This is a genomic window from Streptomyces hyaluromycini (genome assembly GCF_002217755.1).
Classification (GTDB): domain Bacteria; phylum Actinomycetota; class Actinomycetes; order Streptomycetales; family Streptomycetaceae; genus Streptomyces; species Streptomyces hyaluromycini.
The window spans coordinates 187,438-200,573 of sequence record NZ_BCFL01000023.1 but is presented as its reverse complement, the minus strand read 5'-3'; the positions used below and the strand labels follow the sequence as shown (position 1 = coordinate 200,573).

Genomic DNA, 13,136 nt, shown 5'->3' with positions numbered 1-13,136 from the left:
GGCCGGTGCGCCAGATTCTAGAAGGCGGGGCGGGGGCCGCGGCCGGGGTCTTCCCGGGGGGCGGTCCGGGCTGATATAGCTAACGTACTAGTTCGTACATTAGCGGTGTGCTTAGGAGGTCCCCGTGGCCAAGGACTCGTTTCTCGTCGGCCTGATCGGCTCCGGCATCGGACCGTCGCTCAGCCCGGCCCTGCACGAGCGCGAGGCCGACCGGCAGGGGCTGCGGTACCTGTACCGGCTGATCGATATCGACGTGCTCGGCGTTCCACCCAAGGCCGTGGGGGAACTGGTGCGGGCCGCGCGGAACCTCGGCTTCGACGGGCTGAACATCACGCACCCCTGCAAGCAGCTGGTCATCGAGCACCTGGACGCGCTCGCCCCGCAGGCCGAGGCGCTCGGCGCGGTCAACACGGTGGTCTTCGAGGCCGACGGAAGGGCCGTCGGCCACAACACGGACGTGACCGGGTTCGCGGCGTCGTTCGCGCGCGGGCTGCGGGACGCTCCGCTGGAGAGGGTCGTACAGCTCGGTGCCGGGGGCGCCGGGGCCGCAGTCGCGCACGCGACGCTCACGCTGGGGGCCGAGCGGGTCACTGTCGTGGACGCGCTCGCCGACCGGGCCGCAGATCTCGCGGGCTCGCTGAACCGGCACTTCGGCGCGGGGCGCGCGGAGGCCGGGACACCGGACCGGCTGGCGGAGGTGCTCAAGGGCGCCGACGGGCTGGTGCATGCGACGCCGACGGGGATGGCGGCGCATCCGGGGCTGCCGTTGCCGGCCGAGCTGCTGCATCCCGGGTTGTGGGTGGCCGAGGTGGTGTACCGGCCGCTGGAGACCGAGCTGTTGCGGGTTGCCCGGGCGGCGGGGTGCGCTGTGCTCGACGGGGGTGGGATGGCCGGGTTCCAGGCGGCGGATGCGTTTCGGTTGTTCACGGGGAGGGAGCCCGACGGTGCTCGGATGCTTGCGGACATCGGGGAGTTGGCCGGGTTCGTGGAGCGGAATGTTGTGTGACCTGTGCGGGTCCGTTGTGGCTGGTCGCGCCCACGCGGCGGCAGCCGCAAATCGATACAGCCCCGCGCCCCTAGGTAAGTGCAGTGCACGTAAGGGAAAAGGTCATGCGTACTTCCATCGCTACTGTCTCGCTCAGTGGGTCTCTCACCGAAAAGCTCACCGCAGCCTCCCGGGCCGGGTTCGACGGCGTTGAGATCTTCGAGAACGATCTGCTAGCCAGTCCGCTCTCGCCCCGTGAGATACGGGCTCGGTGTGCGGATCTGGGGCTGTCCGTCGATCTCTATCAGCCCATGCGCGACATCGAAGCCGTCCCCGATGACGAGTTCGCGCGCAACCTCCGCCGCGCCCGGCACAAGTTCGAGCTGATGCGGGAGTTGGGGGCCGACACCGTTCTCGTCTGCTCCTCCGTCTCGCCGCTCGCGATCGACGACGACGATCTCGCGGCCGAGCAGCTTTTCCAACTGTCGGCGCTCGCCCAGGACTTCGGCATCCGTGTCGCCTACGAAGCGCTCGCCTGGGGGCGGCACGTCAGTACGTACGACCATGCCTGGCGGATCGTCGAGGCGGCCGGTCATCCCGCCCTCGGCACCTGCCTCGACAGCTTTCACATCCTCTCCCGGGGGTCCGATCCCAAGGGCATCGAGGACATCCCCGGTGCGAAGATCTTCTTCCTCCAGCTCGCCGATGCCCCGCTGCTCGCCATGGACGTGCTCCAGTGGAGCCGGCACTACCGGTGCTTCCCGGGGCAGGGCGGGTTCGACGTCGCCGGGCTCGTGGGGCACGTGCTGCGCACGGGGTACGACGGGCCGCTCTCCCTCGAAGTCTTCAACGACGTCTTCCGGCAGGCCGAGGCCGGTCCCACCGCGGTCGACGCGCACCGTTCGCTGCTGGTGCTGCAAGAGGCCCTCGGGGTGGGGGAGTTGCCCGCGCCGGTGGTGCCGACGGGAGTCGCCTTCGCCGAACTCGTCACGCCGGACGCCGAACCCGTCTCGGCGCTGCTCGGCGCGCTCGGCTTCGCCCGGACCGCGCGTCATCGGAGCAAGCCCGTCGATCTGTGGGAGCAGGGCGAGGCCCGGATCCTGGTGAACACGGGTCCGGCCGCCCGCCGCGACGGTACCGGGCTCGCCGCGATCGGCCTGGAGTCACCGGACCCGCGGGCCGCCGCCCGCCGCGCCGAGGCCCTGCTCGCCCCCGTGCTGCCCCGCCGCCGCGCCCCCGAGGACGCCCCGCTCGACGCGGTCGCCGCCCCCGACGGCACGGAACTGTTCTTCTGCGCCACCGGCCGAGATCCTGAACTCCCGGACTGGCGCGCCGACTTCGCAGATGTGCCGCACGAACCGGGGTCGGCTGCGGCGCGCATCGACCACCTCGCGCTCGTCCAGCCCTGGCACCAGTACGACGAGGCGGCCCTCTTCCACCGCAGCGTCCTCGGCCTGCACGCCCAGGAGAGCGTCGACGTCGCCGACCCCTACGGGCTGCTGCGCTCCCGTGCCGTCACCAACGCCGACGGCAGCGTCCGGATCGCCCTCGGGGTCGGCGCGGCCCCGGCCGACGACACCCTGCACGCCCAGCACATCGCCCTGGCCGTCGAGGACGTGGTCGCCGCCGCCCGTGCCTTCCGCGCTGCCGGTGGCGGTCTGCTGCCCATCCCCGCCAACTACCACGACGACCTCGCCGCCCGGTACGAGTTCGCCGACGGGGAGCTGGAGACGTACCGCGACCTCGGCATCCTCTACGACCGTGACGCCGGCGGTGTCTTCCGGCACTGCTACACACGGACCGTCGGACGGGTGTTCTTCGAACTCGTCGAGCGGGACCCCGGATATCGCGGATACGGCGCCCAGAACGCCCCGGTGCGCCTCGCGGCCCAGCACGCCGGCCGGCCGGCCCGCTGAGCCGGTGCCGGTGCCGGTGCCGGTGCCGGGTGAGCTTGCAGTGAGAGGCAGGTGAGATACAGGCAGGGTTCAGGATCCTTACAGCTTCCACGACCGATACTCACGAACATCCTGAATGTTCCTTGACATTCCGGATGTGACGTTCGTCGAGATCCAGTCGTCCTAGAGGCCGTAGAAGTCCAGGGCGTTCTGGAAGTCCTGGATACCGGGAATCCTGGAGGCCGTCCGCGATGCCGAGCCCTGTCAGCGCCGAGCCGCTCGTCCGTGCCGAGGGGCCGCCGCCCCCGCCGACCCGGGCGCGGAGCCGCACCCAGCGCTACGAGCGCCCGATCCTCGCCGGCATCGCCACCGTCGCCGCCCTGCTCTTCTTCTGGGGCATCTGGCACAGCGCGTACCACGCCTTCTACGCGAGCGCGGTCCGCAGCATGACCGACAACCCGGTCGCCTTCCTCTACGGCTCCTTCGACCCGGGCAACTCCATCACTCTGGACAAGCTGCCCGGCTTCCTGTGGCCGCAGGCCCTGTCGGCGCTGGTCCTCGGCTTCCACCCCTGGTCCCTGGTGGTCCCGCAGGCCCTGGAAGGCGTGGCCTCGGTGGTCCTGCTCCACGTGGTGGTGCGGCGCTGGGCCGGTGTGACGGCCGGGCTGCTGGCCGCCGCCTTCCTCACGCTCACCCCGGTGACCGTGGGCCTCGGCCGGTCGGTCACCGAGGACGCGCCGTTCGTCCTGCTGTTGCTGCTGGCCGCCGAGGCCACCCAGCGGGCCACCGCCCGTGCCCGGCTGCGCACCCTCGTCCTGGCGGGCGTCTGGGTGGGGGTGGCCTTCCAGTGCAAGATGCTGGAGGCCTGGGCGGTGCTGCCCGCGCTGGCCGTGACCTATCTGGTGGCCGCTCCGACCACGTTGCGCCGCCGGATCCGGGACCTCGCCGTGTCCGGGGCGGTCATGCTGGCGGTGTCCCTGTCCTGGATGCTGGCCGCCGGCCTCACCCCGGCCGCCGCCCGTCCCTACCTCGACGGCACGACCGACAACTCGCCGATCGCCCTGGTCGTCGGCTACAACTTCCTGACCCGCTTCCAGGCGCTGGGCGTCGACGCGGCCGGCACCGGGAGCATCGTCGCCGCCCGAGCGCACGGCAGGGCGTCGGCGGGGATGGGGGACAGCGTCTGGAAGATGTTCAGCCCCGGGCTGGCCAGTCAGACGGGCTGGCTGTACCCGCTGGCGGCGCTGGGCCTGACCGCCGGGCTGGTCGTGCTCTGGCGCCGCCGCCCGCAGCGCACCGATCCCTTCCTGGCCGGGTACCTGCTGTGGGGCGTCTGGCTGGTGACGTTCTTCCTGGTCTTCAGCTTCGGCAGCGTGACCGGACACACCTATTACATGGGTGTGGTGGCGGTCGGCCTGTCGGCCCTGGCCGCGACGGCCGTGACCCGGGTGCGGCACCGGAGCGTGCTGTGCGCGGTCCTCGCCGTCAACGTCGGCTGGTGCGCGGCCCTCACCCTGTACTACCCGGGCTTCTTCACCTGGTCGGTCGGTGTCGCCGCGGTCCTGGCCCTGCCGGCGCTGGTCCTCTTCGCCGTCGGCGGGTCACGTCCGCGCAGGACCGCCCTGGCCGTCGCCCTCGCGGCGGTCCTGGTCGTCCCCGCCGTCTGGTCCGCGTCCGCGACCTCCCTGCGCTACAACCAGCCCGGCGGCTTCGGCCGGATCGGCCCGGGCAGCATCGCCACCCGCAACGGCGCCTCCGCCCTGACCCCGGCCCAGCAGCGCGTCCTCGCCTACCTCACCGCCCACCGCGACGGCGCCCGCTACCTGGCGGCCGTGCCCCGCTGGCAGATGGCGGCGCCGTACATCCTCTCGGACAACGCCTCCATCCTCCCGCTCGGCGGCTTCACCGCCCATGTGCCGTACCCCGCGCCCGGCACCTTCCACCACCTGATCGACACCGGCCGGCTCCGCTACGTCCTGCTCTCCGCGGCCGACCTCACCCACCGGGCCCGGGGCGCCAAGACCCCGGGCCGGGCCCTGGTCCGCTGGGTCATCGGCCATTGCGGGCCGGTGCACGTGTCGGGCTACACGCTGTACCGCTGCGGGCCGGGCCACGGAGGGTGACCGCGTGCCGGGTCAGCCGATGTCCGCGAACACGAAGGAGAACTCGGCCGGTCCGGCGTGGAGTTGGTACTGCGGCAGGACGCCCGGGCCGCAGGACTGCGAGCCGATGCCGTGCTGGCCGTGGTCCAGGTCGACCCAGACAGTGTCACCTGCGACCAGGTCGGTACGGTGGGCCGCCGCGTCCAGCTGCTCGGTGGTCCAGCGCCGGGCCGTGAACCAGAACTCCGGGTCGCCCTCGATCCGCAGGCCGCCGATCTCCGCCCAACGGACGTCCGCGCGGGCGCCGTTCTCCTGCGGGCGGAGATACGGCGTCTGCATGTCGTCCACGGTCGACTGCCAACGGCCCACTACAGACGCCGTCTTGGTGTCCGGATAGGCCTCGCCCGGCCCGCCGCCGAACCACCGCACCCGGTCGGCCGCCGACAGCCCGAAGCGGATGCCGAGCCGGGGCAGCGGCACCGTCCAGTCGCCGTCGGGGGTCACGGAGACGGTGAGCCGGAGGCGGCTGCCGTCCGTGGTCCAGCGGTAGACCGTCACCAGCCCGAACTCCCAGGCGGCGGGCGCCACCCGGGTGCGCACGGTCAGGGCGTCGCCGGCCGGCTCCACCGCGTCCAGGCGGTGCCGCATGCGGTGCAGACCGAACTTCCGCCACAGGGCGCCGTAGCGGATGTCGCTCTGCCAGGCGGCGCCGTCGTCGTTGTCGGTCGTCGCCCGCCACACGTCCAGACGCACTCCGGTCACCGGCACCGAGCCGATGCTCTTCAGCGCGCCGCTGCGCCCGTCGAAGGCGGCCGGGCCGAGGGTGATCAGCCCGCCGGCGGACCCCACCGGTCCGGCGGAGGCGGCGAAGGACGTCAACTGCCGTCCCGAGACGGGGAACTGACCCCAGGCCACCACATGGCCGCGCGGTCCCCAGGCGGTGTCCGCCGCCAGCAGGGCCCGTACCGTCCACTGGGTCTCGCCGCTGCCGGTGGCGACCGGCGGCTCCGGCAGCTTCACCTCCGCAGACTCGCCGGGCGCCAGGGCCGGTACGGCCAGACTGCCCGACTCGACGGTCTCGCCGCCGACCTGGTACGACCACTCGAAGTCCAGCGCCGACAGATCGGCGAAGTCGTACTTGTTGGTGAGGCGTACGGTCCCGGCTGCGGCGTCGCCCTCGATCCGGACGGGCTCGATCACCTTCTTGTACTCCACCAGCCCGGGGGAGGGCTCCCGGTCGGGGAAGACCAGTCCGTCGCAGACGAAGTTCCCGTCGTGCAGCTCCTCGCCGAAGTCGCCGCCGTACGCGTAGCCGTAGCGGTCGTCCTTGATGCCGTGGTCGATCCACTCCCAGATGAAGCCGCCCTGGAGCCGGTCGTACGACTCGAAGATCCGCTGGTAGTCGGCGAGGCCACCGGGGCCGTTGCCCATCGCATGCCCGTACTCGCAGAGGATGAAGGGGAGTTGACGGCGCCTGTGGGTGCCGCCGTCCAGACCCCGGCCGATCCGCTCGACCTCGGCGTGGTCGGCGTACATCCGCGCATACACGTCCGTGTCGCGGCAGTCGATGTCGCCTTCGTAGTGCACGAGCCGCGACGTGTCCCGGCCGTGGATCCACTCGGCCATCGCGGTCAGCCCGCGGCCGGTGCCGGCCTCGTTGCCCAGGGACCAGATGACCACCGACGGATGGTTCTTGTCACGCTCGACCATCCGGGCGGCCCGGTCGAGCAGGGCCGGGGTCCAGCGGTCGTCGTCGACCGGGTTGTCCCGCCAGGCCTGCTCGGTGAAGCCGTGGGTCTCCAGGTCGCACTCGTCGATCACCCACAGGCCGTACTCGTCGCACAGGTCGAGGAAGGCCGGGTGCGGCGGGTAGTGGGAGGTGCGGACCGCGTTGATGTTGTGCCGCTTCATCAGCAGCACGTCCGCGCGCATCGTCTCCAGGTCGAGGGCGCGGCCCCGCTCGGGGTGCCACTCGTGCCGGTTGACGCCCTTGAAGAGGACGGGCCGGCCGTTGACCTTGATCAGCCCGTCGGCCAGTTCCACCGTCCGGAAGCCGATGCGCAGCGGCACCCGCTCGCCCTCGGTGGCCAGCACCCCGTCGTACAGCCTCGGCGTCTCCGCCGTCCACGCCTCGACCGGGACGGTCGCCGGCTCCCCGGTGGCGATGTCGATGCCCAGCTCCGGCACGGTGACCCTGCCGTCCGCGTCGGAGTCGACGCGCAGCGTGCCCGCGCCGGTGACATGGTCGTAGGAGGCGTGCACGAAGAAGTCGAGGACGCTGCCGGCCGGGCGGTGCAGCAGCGTCACGTCCCGGAAGATGCCGGGCAGCCACCACTGGTCCTGGTCCTCCAGGTAGGAGCCGGCCGACCACTGGTGGACGCGGACGGCGAGCACATTGCCGGCCGGCCTGAGCAGATGACCGACCGCGAACTCGTGCGGCAGCCGGGAGCCCTTGAACTCGCCGATGTCCGTGCCGTTCAGCCACACCCGGGCGCAGGACTCGACGCCGTCGAAGCGCAGCACCGTCCCGGCGTCCGCGAGGTCCCAGCCCTCGGGCAGGTCGAAGAACCGCAGGTGGTCACCGGTGGGGTTCTCGGTCGGGACCTTCGGCGGGTCGACCGGGAACGGGTAGAGGTGGTTCGTGTAGATCGGTGCGCCATGCCCCTGGAGCACCCAGTGCCCCGGGACCGAGACCTCCGCCCAGCCGCCGGCGTCGTACCCCGGCTCGGCGAACGAGTCGTCCTCGGCGTCGGCCGTGGGCGACAGCCGGAAGCGCCAACCACCGTTCAGAGAGAGGGACGCGGCGTCCGAGGCGGGGTACCAGGCGCGGGGCGGCAGGGCCCCGGAGCCCGGTGAGACGTCCTCGACGTGGTCGACGGCCGTGGCAGAGCGGAAAGACATCGGTCTCCAGGTCTTTCGAGGCGGGTCAGCCCTTGATGCCGGTCTGCGCGATCCCCTGGACCAGCCAGCGCTGGAGGAAGAGGAACACGAACACCAGGGGCAGGATGGAGATGGCGGTGGCCATGAAGATCAGATGGAAGTTGACGGTCTGGTTGGTCATGAAGGAGGAGAGCGCGATCTGCACGGTCCAGGAGCTCGGGTCCTGGCCGATGACCAGCGGCCACAGGAAGGAGTTCCAGGCGCTGATGAAAGTGATCGTGGCGATCGCCGCGAAGAAGTTCAGCGAGTTGGGTACGACGATCCGCCAGTACGCGCCCCAATAGCCGAGCCCGTCCACACGTGCCGCCTCCTCCAGCTCCTTCGGGAATCCGAGGAAGTACTGCCGGAAAAGGAAGCAGGTGAAACCACTGAAGAGGCCCGGGATGATCAGACCGCGGTAGGTGTCCACCCAGCCGAGTGACGAGACCAGCACGAAGCTGGGCACGAAGGTGACGGCCGTGGGGACCATCAGGGTCGCCAGGACCGCGTAGAAGACCTTGTTGGCGTGCCGGTACGGGATGCGGGCCAGGCCGTAGCCGGCCAGGGAGCACACCAGGAGCGTGCCGACCGTGGTCAGGACGGCGACGACCAGCGAGTTCACCATGGAGTGGCCGAACTCGACCGTGGGGTCGTCGAACAGCTCGGAGATGTTGCCCCACTGGAAGGAGGGCAGCAGCTTCCAGTTCTCGCCGGTGATCTCCAGGTCCGTGGAGAGCGCGTTGCGGAGGATCAGATAGAAGGGGATCAGGAAGAGCAGGGCGGCGATGCCGACGGCGACGTACAGCCCCGCGTTGCCGAGGACGCCTCCGTCCTTCCTGCGTCGCTTGCCGACCCGAGGTGCGGTGGTGGTCACTTGGACTCATCCCCCCTTCCGAATCCCATGAACTTGCCCTGGACCAGGGTGACGAGGCAGATGAGCAGCGACAGGATGACCGCGCCGGCGCTGCCCGCGCCGTAGTCCTGGCTGGTGCCGAGGGCCGTCTTGTAGAGCTCCATGAGCGGCGTCTGCGCCCAGGTCGCCTTCTGTCCGACGATGTTGAAGAACTCGTCGAACGCCTGGTAGGCGGCGATGAGCAGCAGCAGGATCACCGCGGTCGAGGTGGCGCGCAGCTGCGGCAGCGTGATGTACCGGAAGGTCTGCCAGCCCCGCTTGGCGCCGTCGATGGCGGCGGCCTCGTACAGCTCGGCCGGGATGTTCTGGAGCGCAGCCAGGAACAGGATCATGTAGAAGCCCGACTGGATCCACAGCCGCAGGGTCACGATGACCAGCCAGTACCAGGGCGGAGTGGGGTTGGACATCCAGGCGACGGTGTCGGCGCCGAACCAGCCGATGACCGTGTTCGCGAGTCCGAAGCGGACGCCGCTGAAGATGGACATCTTCCAGATCAGGGCGGCGGCCACGTACGAGACGGCGGTCGGCAGGAAGAACACCGACCGGAAGAACGCCCGCATGAACCGCAGCTGGTTCACGAGCAGCGCGAGCCCGAGCGACAGCGCCCAGGTGGTCGGCACGATGAACGCGGCGAACACGGTGAACGTCAGCAGCGAGTCGGGGAAGCCGCTGTTGGTGAGGATCTGCTTGTAGTTGTCGAGGCCGATGAAATGGCTCGGTGTGACGGTGTAGCGGGCGTCGAAGAAGCTGAGCCAGATGCTCCAGCCGATCGGCACGATGACGAAGATCGCCAGGCCGATGAGGAAGGGCCCGGTGAAGAGCCAGAAGTTCACGGTCGGGTTGCCCCGCAGGCCCCGCCGCGGCCGGGCCGGGGAGGCCTTGGCCGGGGCGGGCTGGGCGACCCCGCGTGTGGTGGTGGTCGACATGTCGTGGTCTTCCCGGTGGCCTATCCGAACAGCTTCTTGAGCTCGACGTTGACCTTCTTGTCGCAGGTGTCGAGCGCCGCCTCGGGGTCGCCGTTCTTGCGGACGGAGGAGGCGATCACGTCGGCGAACGCGGTCTGCATGGTCTGGTCGTAGGCGATGTTGTCGAAGTGGCCGTAGTCGGTGAAGAGCTTCACGCCCTCGGCGGCCAGGCCGGACTTGAGCTTGGTGGCCCCGCCGGCGATCGAGGTGCGCGGCGGGATGTGGAAGCCGTACGAGGTCGCCCAGTCCTCCTGGTACTGCTTCTGGTCGATCCACAGCCACTTGACGTACTCCTTGGCCGCGTCGACGTTCTTGCCCTTGGCGTTGACGAAGATCGACCAGCCGCCGTTGTAGACGGACAGCTTGCCGGCGCTGCCGATCTTCGGGAACGGGAAGATGCCGAGGTCGTCGCCGAGGGCCTGCTGCATGGCCGGCATGGACCACATGCCGCCCCACTGGATGGCGCACAGGCCCTGGTTGAGCGAGGACGGGTCCCAGAAGTCGGTCGGGGCGTCCAGGAGCACGTTGCCGCTGGTGAACAGCTGGCGAAGCTGCTTGAGGCCTCCGACGACGCCGTCCGTGTGGTAGGCGATCTCGTTCTTGTCGTTGATGGTGTCGGCGCCGGCGGACCAGATGATGGGGTTCTGGATCGCGCTGAAGTCGTTGCCGAGGAAGACGCCCTTGACCTTGCTGGTGGTGAGCTTGGCGGCGGCCTCTATCAGCTCGTCGAGGGTGGTCGGCACCTCGACCTTGGCCTTCTCCAGCATCGACTTGCGGTAGTAGAAGAACTGCGGGTCGTCGATCATCCGGATCCCGTAGATCTTCCCGTCGACCGTGTGGGAGTTGATGTCGTTCGGGTTGAAGTCGTCCTTGACCGGGTCGATGATGTCGCTCAGGTCCGCCACCTGGCCGCTCTTGACGAGCTGGAGCTGCGGGTGGAACTCGAAGACGTCGGGCGCCTTCTTGGTGAGCAGGGACGCGAAGAGCGCGGACTCGAAGTTGTTGCCCGTGATCCAGTTGGTGCTCACGTCGGCCTTCTTGTACGCCGCCGCGTAACGCTTGAGGGCCTGCTCGGTCCCCGCCTCGCCGTAGGCGTGGAAGTACTGGGTGAGCTGGGTGCCCGACCCGCTGCCGCCGCCTCTGCCGTTGTTGCTGCCGCACGCCGCCAGCGTGCCGGCGGCGGCCATGCCCGCTGCCGCCCGGAAGAGGGACCGGCGGGACCAGTTGGTGTTGCTGAGTGCCGACATGCTGACGTCCTTGTCTGTCGAGTGCGGCTGTGCCTCTACGGCCCGTGGGACCTCGGAACCAGATGGCTGAAATTGCGTTGCGGAGCGGGACGTTAACCTTCGGCTAATACTTCGGCAAGAGGTTGGACGAAGTCTGCGTGAAACGTTGTAGCCGGTTCGGGATGACGAACAGATGGGAAAGCAGGGTGAGTTGAGGGCCGCCGGGACAGGTGTGGCCGGCGGCCCTCGAACAGGGCGGTGAGGTGCGGTTACTGCCTGGTCCAGACCTCGTTGGTGCCGCTGTTGCAGCTGTAGAGGATCACCTTGCTGCCGTCGGCGGTGGCCTGTCCGCTGACGTCCAGGCACTTGCCGGACGCCTCGCTGAGGATCTGCCCGTTGGCGTTCAGCAGCCAGCGCTGGCTCGCGTCACCCGCGTAGGCGGCGGTGGCCGTCAGGCCGGAACCGGATGCCGTCAGATAGCCGTTCGGGCCTTTCAGGGCGCCCTTCGCGTCGTAGGACCAGGACTGGTCCGCCGCGCCCGTGCAGGCGGCGATCGCGGCCCTGGAGGCGTCCGCCGTCAGGCACTTGCCGGACTGCCTGCCCGCCAGCGCGCCGGTCACGGCCGAACTGCCGTGCCCCTTCTGGTCGAAGACGTACGTCGTGATCGAGCGGGCGGCGAGGGTGGCGGACACCGTCCCCGAACTCACCGACGGCTTCGCGACCTCGGCCCAGTCTTCGGTGGCCGACGTCCGCACCGCCTCCCTGGCCCGCACCGGTGCCGCGTTGTTGAAGTGCAGGCTCAGCGGGGTGTCGGTGGTGTTCTGGTTGTTGACCACGACCACCCACTTGCCGTCCTTGTCGTACGACGACACCTCGACCCCGTCCGGCGCCCCGGTCACGTTGTGCGCGACCGAGCCGGGTTCGACGAACTTGCTGTACTGGCCGAGCGCGTAGTACCGCTTGGTGAAGTACAGCGTCTGGTTGCCGTCGGTCGCGTAGTCGGGGTCGTAGTAGATCAGGCCGTCGTTCCAGCCCTCGTCGTTCTTCGTGTACGGGTCGGTGCCGTACCCGCTGGCGAGCGCCACCCACCACTGGAAGGCCGAGTCGTGGGCGCTCGCGAAGTCCTTGTAGATGATCCGGGACATCAGCAGGGCGTTGTCGATGGACGGGTCGTACTCCTGGTTCCAGCCCGTCGAGCCCTTGCCGAAGCAGCAGATCTCCGAGGCCCAGGACGTCTTGCCGGCCGTCTTCGCGGTCTCGTAGACGTTGCCCAGCTGGCCGTCGGTCGGGTTGTTGTACGTGTGGTGGGCCAGCTTGGACACGTACTGCGCGGTGTCCGGCTGGGACAGCCACTGCGGGACCTCGGTGCCGAACAGCACGGTGCTGCTGGACTCGTCGGCGATGATGCCCGTCTTCTGGTGCCGGGCCTGCTGCTCGGCGCCGAGCGCCCGCACGATGTCGTCCCGCTGGTCGACGGTGACCTGCATGCCTTCCTGGCCGCACGAACCGAAGTTGTTGTCCGGTTCGTTGAACGGGCTGATGTAGTCCAGCTGCACGCCCTGGCGGGCGAAGTGGCCGGTGAGGTCGGCGATGTACTTGGCGTAGGCGGTCTCGTCCTCCGCCTTCAACCGGCCGCCGCAGCTCTGCCCGTTGGTGGTCCACTGGGCGGGTGCGCTGTTGACGAAGCCGATCAGGTCCTCGACGCCGTACTTCGCGGCGTACGTGAGGAAGGTCCGGCCGCCCTTGTCCTTGCTCCAGTCGTAGGAGCCGTCGGAGTCCAGGAAGTCCTCGGCGGCGCGGGCCGGGGTGGTGACCGCGACCCCGCCACCGCCGATGTTGTAGCGGTACGAGCTGAGGTTCAGGCCCTTCTTGGAGAAGAGCAGCTTCGCCACCCGGGCCTGGACCTTGGGGGAGAAGTTCTGCAGGTCGTTGACCCACCAGGCGCCCGAGGCGCCGATGTCGTCGATGGTCTGGGCGGCGTGCGGGGACACCTCGGCGGTGGTGGCGGAGGCGGCGGTGGTGTCGGTGGCGTCGGCGGGCGGGGAGCCGATCAGGGCCCCGGTCACGGCCAGTGCGGCCGTGGCGGTGGCGAGGACCGGTCTCCTGCTGGGCGCGGTGCGTGTCAAAACGG

General features: G+C 69.8%; 8 protein-coding genes. 3 read left to right on the top strand and 5 right to left on the bottom strand.

The genetic code is table 11. The features are described from left to right. Positions 1-124: 124 nt before the first annotated feature. From SSP29_RS29875 to SSP29_RS29865, 3 genes are all read left to right on the top strand, one after another. Positions 125-1,006 carry a shikimate dehydrogenase gene (locus tag SSP29_RS29875; protein WP_089103945.1) on the top strand — a complete coding sequence of 294 codons (882 nt, stop codon included), beginning with the start codon at positions 125-127 and terminating at the stop codon, positions 1,004-1,006. A gap of 104 nt (positions 1,007-1,110) precedes the next feature. Then, on the top strand, positions 1,111-2,901 hold the full coding sequence (locus tag SSP29_RS29870) for a bifunctional sugar phosphate isomerase/epimerase/4-hydroxyphenylpyruvate dioxygenase family protein (protein WP_089103944.1): 1,791 nt from the start codon (positions 1,111-1,113) through the stop codon (positions 2,899-2,901). Between the two features lie 230 nt (positions 2,902-3,131). Further along, on the top strand, positions 3,132-5,003 hold the full coding sequence (locus SSP29_RS29865) for an ArnT family glycosyltransferase (RefSeq protein ID WP_089103943.1): 1,872 nt from the start codon (positions 3,132-3,134) through the stop codon (positions 5,001-5,003). A 12-nt stretch (positions 5,004-5,015) separates the two neighbouring features. On the opposite strand, the gene SSP29_RS29860 is transcribed toward SSP29_RS29865, so the two are convergent. From SSP29_RS29860 to SSP29_RS29840, 5 genes are all read right to left on the bottom strand, one after another. After that, positions 5,016-7,883: a glycoside hydrolase family 2 TIM barrel-domain containing protein gene (locus SSP29_RS29860; RefSeq protein ID WP_089103942.1), complete on the bottom strand. Its 2,868-nt coding sequence runs from the start codon at positions 7,881-7,883 to the stop codon at positions 5,016-5,018. A 25-nt stretch (positions 7,884-7,908) separates the two neighbouring features. Beyond that, the gene (locus tag SSP29_RS29855) at positions 7,909-8,775 is read right to left on the bottom strand and encodes a carbohydrate ABC transporter permease (protein WP_089103941.1); all 867 of its coding nucleotides are present in this window, start codon (positions 8,773-8,775) and stop codon (positions 7,909-7,911) included. After that, on the bottom strand, positions 8,772-9,740 hold the full coding sequence (locus tag SSP29_RS29850) for a carbohydrate ABC transporter permease (RefSeq protein ID WP_089103940.1): 969 nt from the start codon (positions 9,738-9,740) through the stop codon (positions 8,772-8,774). The genes SSP29_RS29855 and SSP29_RS29850 overlap by 4 nt, the downstream gene beginning before the upstream one ends. A gap of 20 nt (positions 9,741-9,760) precedes the next feature. Further along, on the bottom strand, positions 9,761-11,026 hold the full coding sequence (locus SSP29_RS29845) for an ABC transporter substrate-binding protein (protein WP_089103939.1): 1,266 nt from the start codon (positions 11,024-11,026) through the stop codon (positions 9,761-9,763). A gap of 248 nt (positions 11,027-11,274) precedes the next feature. Then, positions 11,275-13,131: a glycoside hydrolase gene (locus SSP29_RS29840; RefSeq protein ID WP_089103938.1), complete on the bottom strand. Its 1,857-nt coding sequence runs from the start codon at positions 13,129-13,131 to the stop codon at positions 11,275-11,277. Between the last annotated feature and the right edge of the window lie 5 nt (positions 13,132-13,136).